Source organism: Microbacterium sp. NPDC058269, assembly GCF_042881445.1.
Classification (GTDB): Bacteria; Actinomycetota; Actinomycetes; order Actinomycetales; family Microbacteriaceae; genus Microbacterium.
In genome coordinates, this window is the sequence record NZ_JBHVXT010000001.1 from 346,637 (window position 1) to 367,549 (window position 20,913).

Genomic DNA, 20,913 nt, shown 5'->3' on the forward strand with positions numbered 1-20,913 from the left:
CCTGTCCATCCACGAATCGACTGCCCGCTCATCCAGTTGCGCGACCACGCGCTCCTGTCGCGACAGCTTCCGTCGGACCACAAGGTCCAATCCAGCTCGACAACGTCCTCAACGCCTCAGTGGCTCCCGGATCGCGATCGACGCAGCGCCCATCGATCTATGGGCCGAGAACGTCATCCAGCGCGAGGGCATCCACATCGTTCGCGTAACGAGCTAGCCGCGAGATGCCAGTGACCAATCCCACTCGGTCAGCGATTGCACGGCGCGCTTGCGCTTCGGTTGCGCGGTGGTAGACCAGCTCCTGATCGACGAGGAAGTCCTCAGCCAGCGCATCGTTGCGGTGGAACCGTCCCGTGTTCGCGATGTACACGTACATTCGTCCGTCGGCACGCGCGGCCGCGACCCACAACGGACTCTTCGCTCGCTCACGCGTCGGAGGGAAGACAAGATACAGGTCGAACGACTCAGCAGTCACGACACCGCCTCTCTTCGTGATCCTGTCATTCGTCCCCCTCGCTCCCCCCCCACGACGGAAACGACGGGCGCGAGTGCCGAAGGCCCTACCGACCGTCAAGCTCCTTGCCTCATCGACGCGCCAACTGATCATTCCCCTCGCTCGCCAATCGGAGGCGACGTAGGCTCTGAAACGATGCGACACCACCTTACGGTTCTCGAAGGTCCAGGAAGCCGGGAAAGCTGCGGGTAGGCCGGAAGTGTCGGGCAGTAGGTACTCAAACAATTCGCTCCATGTCGGACCACACGATGTCAGACGACGCGATCGAGCGATGAAGATCGCTGCCGCGAGCCCCCACTCGTCACCAGACTCCGCGCCCGTGAAGTCTTCCACCAAATAGATCCACGACGCGGGCGGAACGACACCCACGCCGGCGTACCAGACCCAGGGCGAGCCCGTTTCCTCCCGCGTGTATGTCACGGCGTACCTCCCCACGCTCTTCAGCGATATGCGTACAGAGTAAGCCAAGCGGCCCAAGGCCCGGAGGCTCCCAAAGATAGGTTGAATCCGCATTGACAAGATTCAGCAGACCCGGCGCCCGGTGAACTAAGCACCATTCAAGAACCCGGGACAGCGTGCCACTCGCGAACAATGCTCGGCACAATATTTCGCTGCACCGGTAGGTTCACCGATGCGGAACTCCTCGCTGCCGCCGATGACGCGGTGCTCGAGGGCCTGCGTGTGTGGGCGCAGGAGAACGCGGGCGAGACCGTCCGCCCGACGGGCAAGAACATGCGCAACCTCAACCCGCTGATCGTGCAGCCGGATGCCGCACCGGTCCTGGAGCCCGCGTGGTGGGGGTTCCTCGTGAACGGAGAGCCGGCGAAGTTCCCGTCGATCAATACCCGCTCCGAGCGCCTGCAGGAGCGTCCCGGTGGCGCCAAGTCGAGAGCGATCGTCCCCGCGACGAGCTGGTACGAGATGCAGAAACCGTCTCGGCAGTGGAACGAGTTCATCATCGACGACGGGACCCTGTTCGGCATGGCCGCGGTCACACAGCGTGGCCGCACCGCCGACGGCGAGTGGTTAACGTGCTATTCGATCGTGATGCGCCCCGCTCCCGCGCACCTCGTCGATCTGCATGATCGGATGCCGCTCCTCATCCCCGCGTCCTTGAGCCACGACTGGCTGGCCGCACCGGTGTCGAGAGAGATCATCGACGAGGCGATCATCGCCTCCGATGAGATGGCCGCGCGGGTGCAGGCGCGTCCTCGTCCCTGAGCCGCGAGCATCAGACGGGGGTCGGACGCTGCCCCGCCAGATGGGTACCTGAGGAGGACGCGCGATCCTGGGTCTCTCCGTAACGTTGTCCTCATGATCACAGCAGAAGGCCTCACCAAGCGGTTCGGAGACAAGACCGCCGTCGACGACGTGTCGTTCACTGTCCAGCCGGGCAGCGTCACCGGCTTCCTGGGCCCGAACGGTGCGGGGAAGTCGACCACCATGCGGATGATCGTCGGTCTCGACCGTCCCACGTCCGGGCGCGCTGCCGTCGCCGGACGCGAATACCGCAAGCTTCGTGCACCGCTCACCGAAGTCGGCGTGCTTCTCGACGCGAAGGCGGTGCACACCGGCCGGTCGGCCCGCAACCACCTCCGCGCGATGGCGGCTACCCACGGCATCCCTTCCTCCCGCGTCGACGAGGTCATCGACCTCGCCGGCATCGGATCCGTCGCTCGCAAGCGTGCAGGAGGGTTCTCGCTCGGCATGGGTCAGCGCCTCGGCATCGCCTCGGCGCTGCTGGGCGACCCGCACACGCTGATCCTCGACGAGCCCGTCAACGGCCTCGACCCCGAGGGCGTGCGCTGGGTCCGCCAGTTCGTCCGTCACGCCGCATCGGAGGGACGCACGGTGCTCCTCTCGAGCCACCTGATGAGCGAGATGGCGCAGACCGCCGACCACGTCATCGTGATGGGTCGCGGCCGGGTTCTCGCAGATGCTCCTCTCGCCGAACTCGTGCGGGCCTGGACACGGAACACCGTGCGCGTGCGCACACCGCGACCGGCCGATCTGGCTGCGGCCGTCGGCGGACCGGACGTGGAGATCGTGAGCTCGGCTCCCGACCTGCTCGACATCGTCGGGCTGCCCGCCGCGCGTATCGGCGACCTCGCCGCCGGTCGCGGAATTCCGCTGCACGAACTCACCCCGACGACCGGTTCGCTCGAAGACGCCTACCTCGCCCTCACCGGCGATTCCGTCGAGTACCGCACCAAGGAGATCTCATGACCACGACACAGGCCCCCGCCGCCACGCGGCCGCGCGTCGACACCGGTCGAAAGCTGACGTTCGTGCGCGCGCTGCGCGGTGAATGGATCAAGCTCGCCACCCTGCGCTCGACCTGGTGGTCCATCGGGATCGCAGCCGCTCTGACCGTCGGGATCGCGGTACTCATCGCTCAGGCCGTCGACATGCCGGACTTCGAACCGATTCAGGCCGTCATCATGCCCATCCAGTTCACGATGCTGCTCGCCGGCATCATCGGGGCGATCTCGGTCACCGGCGAGTACTCGACGGGCATGATCCGCTCGACGCTCACGGCGAATCCTGTTCGCGGTTCGGTTCTGGCGGCGAAGTCGACCGTGCTGGCCGTCTTCATGTTCCTGTCGTCTTTGGCGACCTTCGCCATCGCCGCCCTCGCGGTGACGCTGATCGTCGCGCCGCGGGATCAGAGCATCGACTGGTCCGACCCGTCGGCCTCGGTTCTTCCGATCATCGTGGCCTCCCTCGCCATGGCCGTCTTCGCACTGATCGGTGTCTCGTTCGGCTTCATCCTGCGCTCCGGTGCCGGTGCCATCGCCGCGACCGTCGGCGTACTCTTCGTGCTGCCGATCGTGGCGAGCTTCTTCTCCTTCGCCGGGGAATCGTGGGCGTGGGTCCTGGAAGCTTCGGCCTACCTTCCGGTCGCGGCTGCGCAGGCGGCGATCATGCCCAGTGAGACGGCGGCGCTCGACGCTCCGGCCGCGTTCCTGACGCTGGGCTGCTGGGTCGCCGGTGGGGCCCTGGTCGCATGGGGCGTGCTGCGCACGCGCGACGCGTAAAGTCGGCCTGTGAGCAGAACGCGCAGCCGCAGCGACTCGATCCGTGAGGACGAGGAGCTGCGGCTTCCGCGTGCCCCTGGCCTGTTCCGGCGTTTCTGGGCGCGCCACCCGCTCGTCGCCGACATCCTGCTCACGCTGATCTGCCTGTTCCTTTCACTCGCTCCGGCCGCGCCCTACCCCCGCACGTCGCTCCCAGAGGGCGCATACGTCGCCCTCAACGTCGCCACCCTGGTGATGGTCGTCCTCGGATGCAGCACACTGCTCTGGCGTCGTCGCGCACCGCTCGGCCCCTTCTTCGCCGCCGTCATCCTGGGAACGGTCGGCCTGTTCACCGGCATGTCAGGCGGTATCGTCCTTCTGCTCGTCGCCTGCTACGGCGTCGCGGTCTACAGGTCGGCGCGCCTCGCCTGGATCTGCTACGGGTTCGGCGCCGCGTGGTTCCTCGGACTCACCACGTTGCTGATGCTGACCGGCACGACCGTGCTGCAGGTGGGGCTCGACACCGCACTCGGCTATGTCGCGCTCGGTCTCATCGGCACCCTCGTCGGGGTCAACGTCGGCGGCCGCAAACGCTACCTCCTCGCCATCATCGACCGGTCCCGTCAACTCCTGATCGAGCGGGACCAGCAGGCGCAGCTCGCCGCCGCGTCGGAACGCGCCCGCATCGCCCGCGAGATGCACGACATCGTCTCCCATTCGCTCACCGTGATCGTCGCTCTGTCCGAGGGGGCGGCCGCGACGCCGGACCGCGAGCAGGCACGGAAGGCCGCGGCGTCTGTCGCGGACACCGCCCGAGGCGCCCTCACCGAGATGCGCTCGATGCTCGGGGTGCTGCGCGATGACGAGTCGCCGCTGCCGCTGGCCCCGATGCAGCCCGTGCCCGCACGCGACACCGTGGAAGCCGCTCAGCGGGCCGGCTACCCGGCGACACTCACGGTCGTGGGGCAGGCCGAGGTCTCCCCCGCCGTCGCACATGCGATCGGAAGGATCGTCCAGGAGGGCGTGACGAACGCCATGCGCCACGCGCCGACGGCGAAGGCCATCACCGTGCGTCTGGAGTACTCGACCGACGCGGTGACGATCGAAATCGTGAACGACGGTGTCTCCGGCGAGATCGGATCGGACGGATTCGGCGTCCGAGGGCTGTCCGAGCGCGCAGCCCATGTGCACGGAACCGTGCAGTCGGCACCTGCGGACGGGGGACGATGGGTTCTACGGGCTGTGCTCCCCGCCTCGGGAAGCACACCCGCCGCACGACGAGAGACGACGGAGGACGACGGATGACGAACGCGATCAGAGTGCTGCTGGTGGATGACCAGGAGCTCATCCGTATCGGTTTCCGGATGGTCCTCGAGGCCGAGGACGACATCATCGTGGTCGGTGAGGCCGGCGACGGAAGGGCGGCCATCGCGCAGAGCGCAGTGCTCGCCCCCGACCTGGTGCTGATGGACATCCGGATGCCCGAGCTGGACGGCATCGCCGCGACCGAGGCGATCGTCCGCAACCACCCGCAGACCAAGGTGCTCGTTCTGACGACGTTCGACCTCGACGAGTATGCATTCGGCGCCATCCGCGCGGGCGCGAGCGGGTTCCTGTTGAAGGATGCGCAGCGCCACGAGATGATCTCCGCGGTCCGCGCCGTCCACCGCGGCGACGCGGCGTTGTCCCCCCGGATCACGAGGACGCTGCTGGAGCACGTGACGCCACAGCTCGGTACAGCGTCAGCCACTCCGGCCCCGGATGAGAGCGCTGCTCTCGAATCGCTCACCGAGCGGGAGCGCGACGTCTTCCTCGCGATCGGCCGTGGACTCACCAACGCAGAGATCGCTCAGACTCTCTACGTCGGCGAGTCCACGGTGAAGACCCACGTCGGTCGCGTGCTCGCGAAGCTCGGTGCCCGTGACAGGATCCACGCGGTCATCCTGGCGCACCGGCTCGGGCTCGTCGGCGACTAGCGCGAGCTGATCAGGCGCGCGCCGGCGTCCACTCCGAGACCTGGTTGAGCCGCTGAACCTCATCGCTCGAGAGCTCGAGGCGCGCGCCGGCGAGGAGGTCGGGAACCTGCTCCACGCTGCGCGCGCTCGCGATGGGCGCGACCACGGTCGGCTGCGCGCGAAGCCAGGCGAGTGAGGTCGCCGCGATCGAGGCGCCGTGCGCATCGCCGATCTCCTCGAGCGCATCGATGATCCGCAGCCCGGCGCCCGTCGCGTACTTGGCGGCTCCCTGGGCCCGCGGCGAGTCCTGCCCCTCGGCGTCCGTCGACCGGTACTTGCCCGTGAGGAAGCCGCTTGCGAGCGAGTAGTACGGGATGAGCCCGAGCTCGAACTCCTCGGCGACCGGGATGATCGAGTCCTCGACCTCGTTGCGGTGCACGAGGTTGTAGTGGGGCTGCACGGCGACGGGCAGCGCGACCCCTGTGCGACGTGCGATCTCGATCCATTCACGGATGCGATCGGCGGAGTAGTTGGACACGGCGACGTGCCGCACCAGACCATCCTCGACGAGCTGTCCGAACGCGGCGACCGTCTCCTCCAGCGGCACGGTCTCGTCGTCGAAGTGCGCGTAGTACAGATCGATCTCGTCGACGCCCAGACGCGCCAGCGAGGCCTCGGCGGCCTTGCGGACGTTCGACGCGGCGAGACCGCGGAACTTCGGGTGCTGACTCACCTTGGTCGCGACGACCACACCTGCAGGCTTGCGAGAGGCCAGCCACTCACCGATGATCGTCTCGCTCTCCCCGCCCTCGTTTCCGGGGACCCAGGAGCTGTACGAGTCGGCGGTGTCGATGAAATCGCCGCCCCCGTCCACGAAGGCGTCGAGCACGGCGAAGGAGGCGTCGCGGTCGGCCGTCCAGCCGAACACGTTGCCGCCGAGCGAGAGCGGGAGGACATCAAGATCACTGGTACCGATGCGAGTCATGACGAAGACAACCGCCGAGCCTGCCTCTCGCATTCCCGGATGACGCCGTGTTGCACCCCACCGACGTCACGGTGTCGGTGTCTCCCCGTCGTCGTAGATCTGCGACGGACGACCGACGAGTCGTGGATCGGGGGCATGAGCGATGAGCGGATCCTTGCCGGGATAGTCGAAGCGCGCGAGGACGCACCTCATCGCCTCCAACCGCGCACGTCTCTTGTCATTCGACTTGATGACGATCCAGGGAAGCGCGGGAGTGTCCGTGTGGAAGAACATCGCCTCCTTCGCCGCGGTGTAGTCGTCCCACCGGTCGACGCTCGCGACGTCGGTCGGACTGAGCTTCCACTGCTTGACCGGGTCCCCTCCGCGGCGCGTGAAGCGACGGCGCTGCTCCGCCTCACCGACCGAGAACCACAGCTTGATGAGCCGGATGCCGGAGCCGACGAGCATGCGCTCGAACTCCGGTGCCGTCTGGATGAACTCCTCGTACTCGGCGGACGAGCAGTACCCCATGACCCGCTCGACGCCCGCACGGTTGTACCAGGAGCGATCCATCAGCACGATCTCACCGCCGGACGGCAGATGCGCGACGTAGCGCTGGAAGTACCACTGAGTGCGTTCGACATCGGTGGGCTTGTCGAGCGCGACGACACGCGCACCCCGGGGGTTCAGGTGCTCCATGAAGCGCTTGATCGCGCCGCCCTTACCTGCCGCGTCTCGCCCCTCGAACAGGATGAGCACCCGCTCCGAGGAGCGCTTGATGTGGGCTTGGAGTTTGAGGAGTTCGATCTGCAGAAGGCGCTTCTCATGCTCGTACGACATCCGTGTGAGCTTGTTCGCGTACGGGTAGTCATGCCGCCATTCCGGCGTCGTCGTCTCCGGCTGGGCTGGGCTCCTCATGACATGCCCCTCCCGGGTGCTCCTTGGATCCCACTCTTCACAGGGCAAGCGCAGGTGGCCGCGGCGGGGAGTCGGCCACCTGCGCAGTCATGACCTGGCGCGATTCCGTCTGACCGACCAGGAAAACTCAATGTCCAGTAACATATCACCCGCTAGTGCGATACTCCGGAATGCGCTCGCCCGTCGCCGTCGATCCGTCGCAGCGCAGGGGAAAGCGCCTCGACGGATAGGGTTCACACATGGGAACGATCCAGTACGGCAACGGCGACGAGATCCACATCGAGGACCGCGCGCTCGCACACCTGAAGGTGGTCATCGCCACGAAGCTGAGACGTAACGAGAGCTTCACCCTGTCGTGGCGCCACCCTGACGGCGACGCCCCCGGCCGTTCCACGATCTGGCTGCACCCGTCGATCCCTCTGCGCTTCACCTTCGACGAACCAGAGGCGCCCCAGCTGAACCCGCAGTGGATTCAGGACCTCATGCAGTCCGCCAGCTCGACGGGCGGAATCAGCCTCATCGACGAGGTCGTCGAAGCACCGCAGACCGACGACGCGGACTGAGCTCTCTCAGCGAGTGGGACGGCGGTGTCTGCCTCAGCTCGTCTTCCACACGGAGAGCAACTGCCACCCCTCCGGCATCTGCGACTCGAGCGCGGCCATGTCGTCGCCCTCGATCTCACGGATACCGTCTCGACGCAGGAACTTGCCCTCGACGGAGCGCATGGATCCGGCCTTCTCCATCGTCGCCATGGCCGACACCAGATCCCATCCGGCCGGCGCCTGGGCGGTGAGCTGCGCACGAACCTCGGCGAGGTCCTCGCCCTTGAGGGTGACGCTGTGGGCCTCGACAGGGCGAATCAGTCCGTGGAGCATCAGACCAGCCTAGGACGATCGGCGGGGAAGGATGTGCACTCCACCGACCCTGCGCCCCGACGCCATCGGGGTGACGCTGTTCCCGCGAGAGAAGTGAGAGCCGACCACGGGACTCGAACTCTGCTTTGCGGTGTGCATCTCCGGTGCATCCGCGGACGATGTGCGCAATCACCCACCTTGCTGCCACCGGGTGGGGGTCTCTCAACCTATCGGGTGCCGCGGCCCTGCGTCTGTAGACCGAAGAGGGGACAGCGAAAGAGCGGTGAGAGCTCTTACGTTAGGACTCATGAGCCCACCGCTTCCGGGATCTCGGCCAGACGAGATCATTTCCCATCCAGCACTCTCGAGAAGAACGTTGTTGACGTCGGGCGCTGCCCTCGCGGCAGCCACCGCCATTGGTATCGATCTCGTGCGTCCGACGACAGCATCAGCAGCCGTCTCGTGGGGTCACCCGTTCACGTCCTATGCGGGTCGCTCCCGAGGTTTCACGGGTCCATGGCCCAACGGACACGCGGGAATCGACTACACGCCGGGTTTTGGCACTCCGATCCACGCCGTTGCAGATGGCACCGTCACGTTGAGCGGAATCAGCGGAAGTAATGGTGCGTACGGGGAGAGCGTTTGGATCCAGCACGCCGACGGCTTTCGGACGATCTACGCACACATGAGAGAAGGGACCCGCATTGCAAAGGGTCCGGTCGTCCGCGGGCAGAAGATCGGAGAGGTCGGTGATACGGGCAAGTCCTATGGAGCGCACCTCCACATCGAACTGCACATCAACGGCACGGCGATCAATCCCGACCCCTACATCAATGCCGCCCCGCTTGCGGGCGGCGGTTCGGGCACGCCTGAACCTACAGACCCGACAATCATTCATCGAAGGAACAACAACATGGCATCTCTCTATTACACGACCGTCAATGGCGTCGCGACCTTCGCTCTCGCGGGCGACGGAGTGGGCAACGCCGCATGGCTCGAGACCACCGATCAGGGACTGGCGAACCAGCTTGCCGCTCAGCACGGCAACGCCGCGTTCCTGGCGCAGGGTTCCTTCAACCAGTGGAAGAGTTGGTACCTGGGCCAGTAGAAGCACGCCCATAGCGACAGAAGACCCCGTCTAGCCGACTTCGGACCGCGGCATTCCTCGCCTAGACAGAGGGCCCGCGTCCCCAGTTTTTCTAAGGGACGCGGGCCTCTTGTGTGGAGCCGACTACGGGACTCGAACCCGTAACCCCCGTATTACAAGTACGGTGCGCTACCAATTGCGCCAAGTCGGCGGATGCCATCCATCAGCTTAGCGATGGCATCGACCCCGCTTCGAACTACGGGGCAGGCGTGGTGGTCGGCGTCGGCGTCGGCGTCGCGCGGGACGCGTCGCTCGCGACGCTGAGCACGAACTGCGAGAACTCGGCGGGGTCGTCGAACGCGCCGACGTACGCTTCGCCGTTCGCGACGATCATGGGCGCCGTGTTGAGCATCAGATCCTTGGAGCCGGCGAGCGGCCCGTCCAGTGCGCGCGTGGTCGCTTCCTTGGCCCAGCTGACGAAGTCACCGTTCTCGATGCAGGACCGGACGGCCTTGGTGTTGTCCGTGCCGACGGCGGCCGCGAGATTCGCCAGGTCCTCGTCGGACATCCCGTCGCTGCCGACCTCGGGCTGCTTGTCGAGCAGGTCATGGTTGAACGCGTAGAACTGCGCCGGCGAGTGCGTCGCGACGCAGGCAGCGGCCGCCGCCGACCGCAGCGAGTACTTGGTGCCGTTCGAACTCGCGGTGAGCAGCGCGACAGGGTGGTAGCTCACGGTGACTGCGCCTTCGCCGATCCATCCGGCGAGCTGGCGGGCGTTGGCCCGCTCGAACTTCCCCGCGTCCGGCGAGAGGTAGTCGACGTACACGTGGATGTCGACCGTCTCCGACGCGGTCGCCTCGGGAGTCGGCTCGGCGGAAGCGCCCGCATCGCTCGGTTCAGTCGACGGCGACGCCGGAACCTCGTCGGAGCCTGCGACCGCGGTGATGTCGGTGACGGCCACGCCATCCGACTCCATCCCGGTCGGGGTGAGCTTCGGCTTCGACACCTGGGCCGACACCGCAAGGGCCACCGAAGTGCCGATCGCGCCCACGGCGACGATCGCGACGGCACCGATGATGATCCGTCGCATGAGGCGCGCCCTCGACTGCTGGGCGTGCACTTTCTGAGCCTTCTCCCGCACGGCCTCGCGAGAATTGCGAGGTGTGGGGACGTTCGGCGTTTCGTCGCTCGACATCGTTCCTCTTGTGAGTCTGCGGGGGTCCGGGTTGGCCCCGACCGCCGCTCAGCGACGATCGCCGCTGGGCGCGGCCGAGTTCGATGCTAACCATTGAGGCTGAGAAATACCCAGGTACCGCTGTTCATGTCATACTGATCCCGACCCAAAGACGGGTCACGGTGGCTCATTCCCACCGCTTCATCACTACGGATCGTCCGGCACGTACCTGCCGGTGAAGGAGAAACGACAATGGCATCTGTGACTTTCGACGAGGCCACCCGCCTGTACCCCGGTGGAACCCGCCCGGCCGTCGACAAGCTGAACCTCGAGGTCGGTGACGGCGAGTTCCTCGTCCTCGTCGGGCCTTCCGGTTGCGGTAAGTCCACGTCCCTCCGCATGCTTGCCGGCCTCGAAGAGGTCAACGCCGGCCGCATCCTCATCGGCGACCGCGACGTGACCGACGTCCCGCCGAAGGACCGCGACATCGCGATGGTCTTCCAGAACTACGCGCTGTACCCGCACATGACCGTCGCCGAGAACATGGGCTTCGCGCTCAAGATCGCCGGCGTCGGCAAGGAAGAGCGCGCCGCTCGCGTGCTCGAGGCTGCGAAGCTGCTCGACCTCGAGCCCTACCTGACCCGCAAGCCGAAGGCCCTCTCGGGTGGTCAGCGTCAGCGTGTCGCCATGGGCCGTGCGATCGTCCGCCAGCCGCAGGTGTTCCTCATGGACGAGCCGCTGTCGAACCTCGACGCCAAGCTCCGTGTCCAGACCCGTACGCAGATCGCGTCGCTGCAGCGTCGTCTCGGCGTCACCACGGTGTACGTCACCCACGACCAGACCGAGGCCCTGACCATGGGCGACCGCATCGCGGTCCTCAAGGACGGTCTGCTCCAGCAGGTCGGCTCGCCGCGCGACCTGTACGAGAAGCCGAACAACGTCTTCGTCGCAGGCTTCATCGGCTCGCCCGCGATGAACCTCTTCTCGGCCGACCTCGCCGAGGGCGGCATCCGCTTCGGCACCGAGGTGGTCCCGCTCGACCGCGACACCGTGGGCCGTGCGAACGGTTCGCAGGTCACGGTCGGCGTCCGCCCGGAGGACATCGTCGTCGGTCCCGCTGACGGCAAGGGCCTCTCGGTCACGGTCGACCTCGTCGAGGAGCTCGGCGCTGACGGCTACCTCTACGGCCACACCGAGATCAACGGCAAGCGCGCCGACCTCGTCGCCCGTGTCGACGGTCGCAACCACCCGAACGCCGGTGAGACCGTCACGCTCGCGGCCTCTGCCGGCCACGTGCACGCGTTCGACATCGAGTCGGGCGAGCGCCTGAACGACAAGCCGGTCGTCTCCGCCTGATCGGATCCACAGACGCGGCGCAGGCTGACCTCGGTCACCTGCGCCGCGTCTCTTTTTCCTCTTCGCACGCCACCAGGGAGCATCATGCAGGATTCGCTGCGGATCACCGCCAGCAAGATCGATCCGGGGTTGCTCTCCCTCCCCTGGTCCACCACGCTCGCCAAGTGGCCCTCCGAGCACATCGTCTCGCTCCCGAAGGGTCTCTCCCGCCACCTCGTGCGGTTCGCCGATCTCTCCGGTCGCGTCGTCGCCGTCAAGGAGACCACCGCCGAGATGGCCCAGCGCGAGTACGACATGCTCGGCAACCTCGCTCGCCTCGATGTGCCGTGCGTCGACCGGGTGGCCGTGATCGCCGGGCGCACCGATGCCCACGGCGACCCCCTCCCCGCCGCCTTGGTCACGTCGCATCTGCGCTTCTCGATGCCGTACCGCGCGCTGTTCACACGTGTGCTGCGCCCCGACACCGCGAACCGACTGGTCGACGCGCTCGCGCTGCTGCTGGTGCGCCTGCACAACGTGGGCTTCTACTGGGGCGACGTCTCACTGTCGAACACCCTGTTCCGGCGCGATGCCGGTGCCTTCGCCGCCTACCTGGTCGATGCCGAGACCGGAGAGCTCCACGAGGAGGGCCTGACCGACGGACAGCGTGCCTACGATCTGGACCTGGCCCGCACGAACATCGCCGGCGAGATCATGGACCTCGCCGCCGGCGGACGCCTCGAGCACGGTGTGGATGCGGTCGCGATCGCCGACGGCATCGTGTCGTCGTACCGATCGCTGTGGGCCGAGCTGACCGCACAGGAGTCCTTCTCCGCCGCCGAGACGTGGCGCATCACCGAGCGGGTGGAGCGGCTCAATGCCCTCGGGTTCGACATAGACGAGATGTCGATGTCGACGACAGCGGACGGCACCGTGGTCGAGATCCAGCCGAAGGTCGTGGACGCCGGGCATCACCAGCGGCGCCTCATCCGCCTCACGGGCCTCGATGTCGAGGAGAACCAGGCCCGGCGCCTGCTCAACGACCTCGATGAGTTCCGCGCCCGCTCGACCAAGCAGTGGGCGGACGAGGAGATGTACGCGCACGAGTGGCTCACGCGGGTGTTCGAGCCGGTTGTTCGCGCCATCCCCTACGAGTTGCGCGCCAAGCTCGAGCCGGCCGAGGTGTTCCACCAGGTGCTGGAGCACCGCTGGTACCTGTCTCAGGCGGAAGGACGCTCCATCCCCCTCGCCGAGGTGCTGACCAGCTACATCAACGAGGTACTGCGCCACCGGCGCGACGAGGCCACCATCATGGGCCCGCCCACCGAGACGATGAGCCTTCCCGTCATCACCGGCATGACCCCGGTCGCCGACGAGGACGAAGACGTCGACTGGCGCGATCTGGTCTGATCGACCGTCGCCTCAGCCGACCGGAGGCTCAGTATCCGACGGTGAATCGCCCGCGGTGGTGGTTGCCCTGCTCGACCTCGTCGACGACGGCGACGGCGAAGTCGGCACCCGAGATGAACGACTTCCCTTCCGCGTCGCGGACGATCACGTCGCCGCCGTCTCGGTAGTGACCGGTCCGCTCGCCCTCCGCCCAGGGGCCGAACACCTCGGCCGGGTGGATGAAGAACCAGTCGAGACCTTCGTCGGTCGCCTCGAGGAGAGCCAGCGAGTCGATGCCGACCTGCGCCTCGTGCTTGTACTCCTCGGGGAAGTCCTGATCGAACAGCCGCGGACCGCCCGGAGCGACCAGGCTGCCGCCGGCACCGCCGACGACGCCGAGACGCGTGGCCGTACCGGCGATCTGCTCGACGACGTTCGACAGCGCCTCGAGAGCACGATCTTCCATGTCACCGCGCGGAGAGAGCGCCGAGACCACGGCATCCGCTCCGACGAACGCGTCCGCGAGGGGCGCCAGGTCGAGAGCGGAGCCCTGCACGTACGCGGCTCCCGCCACCGGATCGGTCGGCTCCGAACGCGAGATCGCGATGACGGCATGGTCACGGCTCACCGCCTCCGTGACGATGTGGCGACCGGCGTATCCGGTCCCTCCGAGCACGATGATGCGAGCCATGGTCTGCCTTCCCTCGGACGGTCTAGTTCTTCTTCGCGGCGCGGAGCGACGCGACCTGGTACAGCGCGACGGAGGTCGCGATGCCGGCGTTCAGCGACTCGGTGGCCGCGGAGATCGGAATCGAGACGATCTGGTCGCAGGTCTCGGACACCAGACGGGACAGGCCCTTGCCCTCCGAGCCGACCACGATCACGACGGGCCGATCGGCCAGCTGCAGCTCGGGAAGCGATACGTCGCCGTCGCCGTCGAGGCCGAGCACGAACACGCCCTGCTTCTTGAACTCCTTGAGCTGCGTGGTGAGGTTGGTCGCCAGGGCCACGGGGGTTCGTGCGACGGCTCCGGCGCTGGTCTTCCAGGCAGCGGAGTTGACGCCTGCCGAGCGACGCTGGGGAAGGATGATGCCGTGACCGCCGAACGCCGCGGTGGAGCGGATGATCGCGCCGAGGTTGCGAGGGTCGGTGATGCCGTCGAGTGCCACGAACAGCGGCACCTGGCCGCGGTCGATGACCTGCTCGAGAAGATCTTGCGGATGCGCGTACTCGTAGGGCGGCACCTTGATCGCGACGCCCTGGTGCACGCCGTCGAACCCGGCCATGCGGTCCAGCTCCGGACGCGTGACCTCCATCACCGGAATCCCGCGATTCGTGGCGATCGCAAGCATCTCCTTCACACGGTCGTCCATCTCGACGCGCTGCGCGATGTAGAACGCCGTCGCCGGGATCTTCGCCCGCAGCGCCTCGAGGACGGAGTTGCGACCGGTGACGTTCTCGGTGTCGTCTCCTGCCTTGGCCTTCGGCGCGCGGTTCGAACCGCCGCCGGAGCCCTGGCGGCTGCCACCGGGGCGACCCTTGCCGCCCGTCGCCGCGGCGTAGCGCTCGGCCGCAGCCTTGCGCTTGCCCGCCGGGTGCCAGGCGCGGTCCTCCGCCTTGGGCGTCGGTCCGCGTCCCTCGAGCGCCTTGCGCCCGAGCCCGCCGGTGCCCTTGGTGGGGCCCTTCTTCTTGCCGTTGCTCGCGCCGGGGCGCTGTGGCTTAACCATCGATACTCCAATGAGTTCCGGCCGGAGTGTCCTCCAGCGTGATTCCTGCGGCGGCGATCGCGTCTCGGATGCGATCCGCCGCCGCCCAGTCCTTGTCAGCGCGTGCCTGAGCGCGCTGGGTGATCATCGTCTGGACGAGGGCGTCCAGAGCGGATTCCGAGGCGTCGGCCTTCGCGTCGGTTGTGGGCGTGAGGCCGAGGACGGAAGTCATCGCAATCACGGCCCGCAGCGCGTCGAGCGCGGCATCCGTCTCCCCCGCGTCGAGCGCCGAGTTCCCCGCACGCACGGTCTCGTGCAGCACGGCGAGCGCCTGGGGCACGCCCAGATCGTCGTCCATCGCCGCGGCGAACGCCTCGGGGAGGCTCTGCGAGACGAAGAGTCCGATGCTGCCTCCGCCCACACGTGCGGCGCGCTGCAGGAACGTGCGGATACGGCTGAGCGCCGCCTCCGCCTCCACCCACGACGAATCTCCGAGGTCGAGGCTCGAACGGTAGTGGGCGGCGGCCAGCGCGTAGCGCACCACCAGCGGATCGTGCGCGGAGAGCACGTCTGCGGCCAAGGTGAAGTTCCCGAGCGACTTCGACATCTTCTGCCCGTCGACGGTCACGAGCCCGTTGTGCACCCAGTAGCGCGCGAAGCCGTCACCCGCTGCCGTCGACTGCGCGAGCTCGTTCTCGTGGTGGGGGAAGCGCAGGTCTAGGCCTCCGCCGTGGATGTCGAACTCTGCACCGAGATACCGCCTCGACATCGCGGAGCACTCGATGTGCCATCCGGGACGCCCGGGACCCCACGGCGACGCCCAGGTCGCATCGGCGGGCTCATCGGGCTTGCTGCCCTTCCAGAGCGCGAAGTCCTGCGGGTTGCGCTTGCCGCGAGGGTCGGCGTCCTCCGCGGCTTCCATGGCGTCGAGAGACTGATGGGTGAGCGAGCCGTAGTCGGACCACGAGCGCACATCGAAGTACACGTCTCCCGAGCCGTCCGGCGCGGGGTAGGCGTGTCCGCGTTCGATCAGCAGTGCGATGAGCTCCTGCATCTGCGGCACGGATGCCGTGGCACGGGGCTCGTACGTCGGAGGCAGGATGCCGACACCCGCATAGGCCGCGCTGAACTCCTGCTCCATCCGGTACGCCAATGCCCACCACGGTTCGGAGTCCGTCGCGTTGGCGAGCACCTTGTCGTCGATGTCGGTGACGTTGCGCACGAACGTCACGCGACCGTTGCGGTGCTCGAGCCAGCGGCGAAGCAGATCGAAGCTCAAGGCCGCCCTGACGTGCCCGATATGAGGGCCGGACTGCACGGTGGGTCCGCACACGTACATCGTGATGTTCTCGGGATCGAGAGGCACGAAGTCGCGCAGCTGCTGCGCGCGGGTGTCGTAGAGGCGGACTGTCACCGCTCAAGCCTACTCGGGGACTGCTGAACGCCAGCCCTCGCGCGACGATTCACCGGTCGATGTGACGATCTGCACACCGCGCGGCGGCTCTTCTTCGAGGATCGTCATCCTTCCCGACGATGGCCGGGCAGGACCGAGGCGATGGCGGTCACGGCGATGCCCTCGCCCCTCCCGGAGAACCCGAGCCCGTCCGTCGTCGTCGCCGTCACCGACACGGGAGCGCCCAGGACAGCGGACAGAACCCCTTCGGCCTCCGCCCGCCGAGGGCTGAAACGCGGACGATTGCCCTGGAGCTGCACCGAGACGTTGCCGATCTCGAACCCGGCCTCGGTCAGGAGTTCGCGGGTACGAGCGAGGAAGACGTCAGCATGGGCACCGGCGTACTCGGGATGAGAGGTGCCGAAATGCTCGCCGATGTCGCCGAGGCCCCCCGCGCCCAGGAGCGCGTCGACGATCGCATGGGCGACGGCATCGCCGTCGGAATGCCCGGACAGCGGCTGCTCCCCCACCCACTCGAGACCGGCGAGCCAGAGGTTCCCCTCGCCCCCGAAGGCGTGCACGTCGGTGCCGATGCCCACCCGAGGGATGCCGGATGAGGCGGGTACCGCGCCGAGCAGGTGCCGCGCTCGCTCGAGGTCGGCGGGCGTGGTGATCTTGAATGCGCGCTCGGAACCGGCGATGTGGCGCACGAGGTGGCCGGCGGCCGCGAACAATGCCGCATCGTCGGTGTACTCGATCCCGCTGTCACGGGCAGCGGAGTACGCGGCCTCGAGCAGCGACCGCGGGAAGCCCTGCGGTGTCTGTGCCGCGGCGAGCACGGACCGGTCGACGGCGGCGACCACGGCACCGTCGACGACCTTCTTGAGCGTGTCGACGACGGGCAGTGCCGGGATGATACCGACCTCCGCCGTCACTGCCGCAGCAACGGCATCGATCTGCGACGGCGGGGTGAGCGCCCGTGCCGCGTCATGCACCAGCACGGTCTCGACATCGCCCCAGAGCGCGGCGAGTCCCGCCGCCACCGACTGCTGCCTGGTCACGCCGCCGGTGACCACGCGGCCGAGTTCCGAACGCTCACCTGCTGCTTCGCGCAGTTCCGTCTCGGCATCGCCCTCCAGTCCGTCGGGGGCGACCACGACGACCTGGGCAGGGGCTGCGGCGAAGACGCCGTCGAGCGCGTGGCGCAGGACGGAATGCGCGTCGATGCCGACGAAGGCCTTCGGAGCACCGGCGCCCAGGCGGGTGCCTGAGCCTGCGGCCACGACGATGATCGCGGTACGTGGGACGGGGAGGATGGTCACAGCATCACGTTACCCGCGAAGACGACGAAAGGCGGATGCCGAAGCACCCGCCTTTCGTCGTGAAAAGGGCTCAGGAAGCGAGGACCTCGTCGAGCAGTGCGCCCGCCTTGTCCTCGTCGGTCTTCTCGGCGAGCGCGAGCTCGGAGATGAGGATCTGACGAGCCTTGGCCAGCATCCGCTTCTCGCCCGCGGACAGTCCGCGGTCCTGATCGCGACGCCACAGGTCACGCACGACCTCGCTCACCTTGATCACATCGCCGGAGGCGAGCTTCTCGAGGTTCGCCTTGTACCGGCGCGACCAGTTCGTGGGCTCTTCCGTGAAGGGTGCTCGCAGCACCTCGAAAACATGATCGAGGCCTTCCTTGCCGATGACGTCACGAACGCCGACCAGGTCGACATTCTCCGCAGGAACCTCAATGATGAGATCTCCCTGGGTGACGTTGAGCTTCAGGTATTTCTTCGCCTCACCCTTGATGATGCGCTCCTTGACCTCGATGATGGTCGCAGCGCCATGGTGGGGATAGACGACGGTCTCGCCAACCTCAAAAAGCATAAAAACGTGTCCTTTCGGCAACCTCAAGGATACCACAGGGGTCATGCGCTAAGGTTCGCGCTCCCCGGGCCGCAGGAGCCGTCACGACTTACCCATAGAATGGATGCGGACATCCCGCCGGACCTCAGGAGGACCCGTGAAATCGCGCCTTGTTGCGTCTGCAGCCCTCAGCGCCCTCGTTCTGCTCGGCGCGACCGGGTGCACGTTCATCACACCCCAGTCCACCAAGACCGAGTACGCCGCCTCCGACGGCGTGAACGTCTCCGACGCCGACGGCCCGATCGACGTGCGCAACGCCCTCGTGGTGGCCACGGAAGACGGCTCGATCGGCAACTTCGTCGCGGCCATCGTGAACCCCACCGATGAGAAGGCGACTCTCACGATCACGGTCGAGGGCGTCGATCCACTCACCGTCACCGTCCCCGCAGGCGGCACGGTGAGCCTGGGCGCCGATGAGGAGCCGCTGCGCATCGACGGCCTCGACACCAAGCCCGGCGCGACGGTCGAGATCCACTTCCAGTCGGGTGACTCCACTGGCGTCAAGACCGAGGTCCCCGTGCTCGACGGCACTCTTCCGTACTACACGGATCTGGTGCCCTCGGAGAAGGCACCGACGTCGTCGCCGACTCCGCTGCCGACAGACACGGCCGCCCCGGCACCCTCGAACTGACGCACCACCGCATCGAGAAGAGGCCGGCACCCACGGGTGCCGGCCTCTTCGCTGTTCCGCGAGCCTCAGCCTTCGAAGCGATAGCCCAGACCGCGCACCGTGACGAGCATGACCGGCTCGCTCGGGTTCTCCTCGATGCGCGAGCGGATCCGCTTGATGTGCACGTCGAGCGTCTTGGTGTCACCGAAGTAGTCGCTCCCCCAGACCCGGTCGATGAGCTGGCCGCGGGTGAGGACGCGCCCGGAGTTGCGCATCAGGACCTCGAGCAGCTCGAACTCCTTCAGCGGCATGTTGATCTGGGCCCCGGCCACGGAGACGGTGTGCCGATCGATGTCGAGCGAGACCCGTCCGCCGTCGAGCACGCGCTCGTCGAGCTCGCTGTCCGCCTGCACGACCCGGCGCAGCACGGCACGCATGCGGGCGAGCAGCTCCCTGGACGAGTAGGGCTTCGTGATGTAGTCGTCGGCTCCGAGTTCGAGGCCCACCACGATGTCGACCTCGGAGTCCTTGGCCGTGAGCATGATGATGGGAACGGCGGAGGTCGACCGGATCTGCCGGCACACCTCGGTTCCCGGCATGCCGGGGAGCATCAGGTCGAGCAGCACGATGTCGGCCCCGCGCTCCCGGAAGGCCGCGAGCGCTCCGGGGCCGTCCTCCGCGATCTCCACCTCGTAGCCCTCACGCCGGAGAAGGTACGCGAGCGGGTCGGCGAGGTCGGGCTCGTCTTCGACGAGAAGGATTCGGGTCATGCTCTCTCTCCGTTTCGAACGCGCGCGGATGCGGCGGACTTGGCCGCTTTGCGCGAGCGCTTCTTCTTGCTCTTCTTGCCCGTGTCGAGGTTGTCGGGGGCGTCGATCCGGGGAAGACGGATCGTGAACGTGGATCCGCGGCCCGGACGCGACCACAGCCGCACCTCGCCGCCGTGCCGCTGGGTGGCGTGCTTGACGATGGAGAGCCCGAGGCCGGTCCCGCCCGTGCGCCGGGAACGGGCCTCGTCGGCCCGGTAGAACCGCTCGAAGATGCGCTCGCGATCGGCTTCTGCGATGCCGATCCCCTGGTCGGACACCGCGATCTCGACCACGCCGTCCTCCGCCCGGACGCCGACTCCGACGCGGGAGCCACGGGGCGAGTAGACGATCGCATTGGCGATCAGGTTTCCGACCGCCTCGATCAGGATCTGCGCGTCACCGCGCACGAAGACGCCGCGGTCCCCGCCGCGGGCGAGCTCCACGCCCGCGGAATCGGCCTGCACGACGTGCGCCTCGATGGAGGAAGCGATCACCTCGTCGATCGCGACGGGGCCGACCTTGGTCAGGCCGTCCTCCGCCTGGAGCCGGGACAGACTCATGATGCGGCCGGTGAGCTGTCCGAGCCGCCCGGCCTCCGCAGAGATGCGCGCGGCGAAGATGCGCACCTGCGCGGGATCGTCCGCTGCGGACTCGATGGCCTCTGCGAGAAGGCTCACGGCTCCGACGGGGGTCTTCAGCTCATGACTCGTGTTCGCCACGAAGTCCCGACGCATCTGGTCGAGCCGCTCCTGCTCGGTGACGTCGCGGATGATCAGCAGCACCAGACGCGTGCCGATCACGCTGGCACGGGCGGAGACCAGTCGAGGGTCGAGGCTCAGGCCCCCTCGGGTGATGCGCATCGATTCGGTGACGGACCCGCCGGCCTCCCTGACGCCGCGCACGAGTTGACGGAGCTCAGGGTTGTCGAGAGTCGATCCGACCTCGATGCCGAAACGGGTCGCGGCCTGCGAGGAGGCGAGCACCAGGCCCGAGGTGTCGACGATGGCCGCGGCGTCGTCCATGCTGTGCAGGACATCGGTGATGCCGGTGGGAATCGCCAGTGACGTCTCCTCCTGCACCCGTGCCCGCGCCCGATACGCCCACACCACGAGCAGGGAGAGGCCGACGCCGATCACCAGCCCGATGGCGAGCGAAGACAGCGCGAGCTGCGGCAAGGTCATGACATAAGCGTAGAGTGCGTTCACCGTCCGTCCGGCGGGTTTCCGCGCCCTGGCGGGAACAGGAGAAGTACTATTCACGTGCTGGGCACCGTT

Annotated in this window: 22 protein-coding genes, 1 tRNA gene and 1 pseudogene; 11 read left to right on the top strand and 13 right to left on the bottom strand. The window is 67.4% G+C overall.

Translation table 11 applies throughout. The features are described 5' to 3' along the window. Positions 1 to 157: 157 nt before the first annotated feature. The gene (locus ACFVWL_RS01630) at positions 158 to 475 is read right to left on the bottom strand and encodes a hypothetical protein (RefSeq protein ID WP_387177704.1); all 318 of its coding nucleotides are present in this window, start codon (positions 473 to 475) and stop codon (positions 158 to 160) included. Positions 476 to 1,105: 630 nt separating this feature from the next. On the opposite strand from ACFVWL_RS01630, the gene ACFVWL_RS01635 reads away from it, so the two are divergent. From ACFVWL_RS01635 to ACFVWL_RS01655, 5 genes are all read left to right on the top strand, one after another. After that, the gene (locus ACFVWL_RS01635) at positions 1,106 to 1,735 is read left to right on the top strand and encodes an SOS response-associated peptidase family protein (RefSeq protein WP_387177706.1); all 630 of its coding nucleotides are present in this window, start codon (positions 1,106 to 1,108) and stop codon (positions 1,733 to 1,735) included. A 93-nt stretch (positions 1,736 to 1,828) separates the two neighbouring features. After that, positions 1,829 to 2,740: an ABC transporter ATP-binding protein gene (locus ACFVWL_RS01640; protein WP_387177707.1), complete on the top strand. Its 912-nt coding sequence runs from the start codon at positions 1,829 to 1,831 to the stop codon at positions 2,738 to 2,740. Beyond that, positions 2,737 to 3,552, top strand: a complete 816-nt coding sequence (locus ACFVWL_RS01645) for an ABC transporter permease (RefSeq protein ID WP_387177709.1) — start codon at positions 2,737 to 2,739, stop codon at positions 3,550 to 3,552. Before ACFVWL_RS01640 ends, ACFVWL_RS01645 begins: the two co-directional genes overlap by 4 nt. 9 nt (positions 3,553 to 3,561) lie before the next feature. Further along, positions 3,562 to 4,836 (top strand): sensor histidine kinase, encoded by a 1,275-nt coding sequence (locus tag ACFVWL_RS01650; RefSeq protein ID WP_387177711.1) that lies wholly within the window; start codon positions 3,562 to 3,564, stop codon positions 4,834 to 4,836. Then, entirely contained in the window at positions 4,833 to 5,507 is a 675-nt protein-coding gene (locus ACFVWL_RS01655) for a response regulator (RefSeq protein ID WP_387177713.1), read from the top strand. The genes ACFVWL_RS01650 and ACFVWL_RS01655 overlap by 4 nt, the downstream gene beginning before the upstream one ends. A gap of 10 nt (positions 5,508 to 5,517) precedes the next feature. On the opposite strand, the gene ACFVWL_RS01660 is transcribed toward ACFVWL_RS01655, so the two are convergent. Both ACFVWL_RS01660 and ppk2 read right to left on the bottom strand, forming a co-directional pair. Further along, positions 5,518 to 6,471: an aldo/keto reductase gene (locus ACFVWL_RS01660; protein ID WP_387177715.1), complete on the bottom strand. Its 954-nt coding sequence runs from the start codon at positions 6,469 to 6,471 to the stop codon at positions 5,518 to 5,520. Between the two features lie 66 nt (positions 6,472 to 6,537). Continuing rightward, on the bottom strand, positions 6,538 to 7,368 hold the full coding sequence (ppk2, locus tag ACFVWL_RS01665; RefSeq protein WP_387177717.1) for a polyphosphate kinase 2: 831 nt from the start codon (positions 7,366 to 7,368) through the stop codon (positions 6,538 to 6,540). A 239-nt stretch (positions 7,369 to 7,607) separates the two neighbouring features. Between ppk2 and ACFVWL_RS01670 the strand changes: the two genes are divergently transcribed. Next, positions 7,608 to 7,931: a hypothetical protein gene (locus ACFVWL_RS01670; RefSeq protein WP_387177719.1), complete on the top strand. Its 324-nt coding sequence runs from the start codon at positions 7,608 to 7,610 to the stop codon at positions 7,929 to 7,931. Positions 7,932 to 7,964: 33 nt separating this feature from the next. On the opposite strand, the gene ACFVWL_RS01675 is transcribed toward ACFVWL_RS01670, so the two are convergent. Beyond that, on the bottom strand, positions 7,965 to 8,243 hold the full coding sequence (locus ACFVWL_RS01675; RefSeq protein WP_387177721.1) for a hypothetical protein: 279 nt from the start codon (positions 8,241 to 8,243) through the stop codon (positions 7,965 to 7,967). Positions 8,244 to 8,529: 286 nt separating this feature from the next. On the opposite strand from ACFVWL_RS01675, the pseudogene ACFVWL_RS01680 reads away from it, so the two are divergent. Next, a pseudogene (locus ACFVWL_RS01680) lies at positions 8,530 to 9,030 on the top strand (M23 family metallopeptidase); the annotation flags it as partial. A gap of 105 nt (positions 9,031 to 9,135) precedes the next feature. Continuing rightward, positions 9,136 to 9,330: a hypothetical protein gene (locus ACFVWL_RS01685; protein WP_387180951.1), complete on the top strand. Its 195-nt coding sequence runs from the start codon at positions 9,136 to 9,138 to the stop codon at positions 9,328 to 9,330. A 114-nt stretch (positions 9,331 to 9,444) separates the two neighbouring features. Here ACFVWL_RS01685 and ACFVWL_RS01690 read toward each other — a convergent pair. Beyond that, positions 9,445 to 9,520 (bottom strand) — tRNA-Thr (locus ACFVWL_RS01690). 45 nt (positions 9,521 to 9,565) lie between these two features. Beyond that, positions 9,566 to 10,504 carry a DsbA family protein gene (locus tag ACFVWL_RS01695; protein WP_387177723.1) on the bottom strand — a complete coding sequence of 313 codons (939 nt, stop codon included), beginning with the start codon at positions 10,502 to 10,504 and terminating at the stop codon, positions 9,566 to 9,568. 231 nt (positions 10,505 to 10,735) lie between these two features. On the opposite strand from ACFVWL_RS01695, the gene ACFVWL_RS01700 reads away from it, so the two are divergent. Together ACFVWL_RS01700 and ACFVWL_RS01705 are read left to right on the top strand one after the other, a co-directional pair. Further along, positions 10,736 to 11,839, top strand: coding sequence for an ABC transporter ATP-binding protein (locus ACFVWL_RS01700; RefSeq protein ID WP_387177725.1), 1,104 nt, complete (start codon positions 10,736 to 10,738; stop codon positions 11,837 to 11,839). Between the two features lie 84 nt (positions 11,840 to 11,923). Continuing rightward, positions 11,924 to 13,228 (top strand): DUF4032 domain-containing protein, encoded by a 1,305-nt coding sequence (locus ACFVWL_RS01705; protein ID WP_055865219.1) that lies wholly within the window; start codon positions 11,924 to 11,926, stop codon positions 13,226 to 13,228. Positions 13,229 to 13,256: 28 nt separating this feature from the next. Here ACFVWL_RS01705 and ACFVWL_RS01710 read toward each other — a convergent pair whose 3' ends face one another. From ACFVWL_RS01710 to ACFVWL_RS01730, 5 genes are all read right to left on the bottom strand, one after another. Continuing rightward, complete coding sequence (locus ACFVWL_RS01710; RefSeq protein ID WP_387177727.1) at positions 13,257 to 13,898, bottom strand: NAD(P)-dependent oxidoreductase; 642 nt, start codon at positions 13,896 to 13,898, stop codon at positions 13,257 to 13,259. Positions 13,899 to 13,920: 22 nt separating this feature from the next. After that, positions 13,921 to 14,934 carry a 23S rRNA (guanosine(2251)-2'-O)-methyltransferase RlmB gene (rlmB, locus tag ACFVWL_RS01715; protein WP_387177729.1) on the bottom strand — a complete coding sequence of 338 codons (1,014 nt, stop codon included), beginning with the start codon at positions 14,932 to 14,934 and terminating at the stop codon, positions 13,921 to 13,923. Continuing rightward, positions 14,927 to 16,327: a cysteine--tRNA ligase gene (gene cysS, locus ACFVWL_RS01720; protein ID WP_387177731.1), complete on the bottom strand. Its 1,401-nt coding sequence runs from the start codon at positions 16,325 to 16,327 to the stop codon at positions 14,927 to 14,929. Before cysS ends, rlmB begins: the two co-directional genes overlap by 8 nt. A 104-nt stretch (positions 16,328 to 16,431) precedes the next feature. Then, the gene (ispD, locus tag ACFVWL_RS01725) at positions 16,432 to 17,628 is read right to left on the bottom strand and encodes a 2-C-methyl-D-erythritol 4-phosphate cytidylyltransferase (protein WP_387177733.1); all 1,197 of its coding nucleotides are present in this window, start codon (positions 17,626 to 17,628) and stop codon (positions 16,432 to 16,434) included. Between the two features lie 70 nt (positions 17,629 to 17,698). Next, on the bottom strand, positions 17,699 to 18,181 hold the full coding sequence (locus tag ACFVWL_RS01730) for a CarD family transcriptional regulator (RefSeq protein ID WP_017201416.1): 483 nt from the start codon (positions 18,179 to 18,181) through the stop codon (positions 17,699 to 17,701). A gap of 136 nt (positions 18,182 to 18,317) precedes the next feature. Here ACFVWL_RS01730 and ACFVWL_RS01735 point away from each other — a divergent pair, with 136 nt between their 5' ends. After that, entirely contained in the window at positions 18,318 to 18,851 is a 534-nt protein-coding gene (locus tag ACFVWL_RS01735; RefSeq protein WP_387177736.1) for a DNA modification methylase, read from the top strand. A gap of 65 nt (positions 18,852 to 18,916) precedes the next feature. On the opposite strand, the gene ACFVWL_RS01740 is transcribed toward ACFVWL_RS01735, so the two are convergent. After that, entirely contained in the window at positions 18,917 to 19,600 is a 684-nt protein-coding gene (locus ACFVWL_RS01740; RefSeq protein ID WP_017828959.1) for a response regulator transcription factor, read from the bottom strand. Beyond that, the gene (locus ACFVWL_RS01745; RefSeq protein WP_387177738.1) at positions 19,597 to 20,820 is read right to left on the bottom strand and encodes a sensor histidine kinase; all 1,224 of its coding nucleotides are present in this window, start codon (positions 20,818 to 20,820) and stop codon (positions 19,597 to 19,599) included. The genes ACFVWL_RS01740 and ACFVWL_RS01745 overlap by 4 nt, the downstream gene beginning before the upstream one ends. Positions 20,821 to 20,913: the final 93 nt, after the last annotated feature.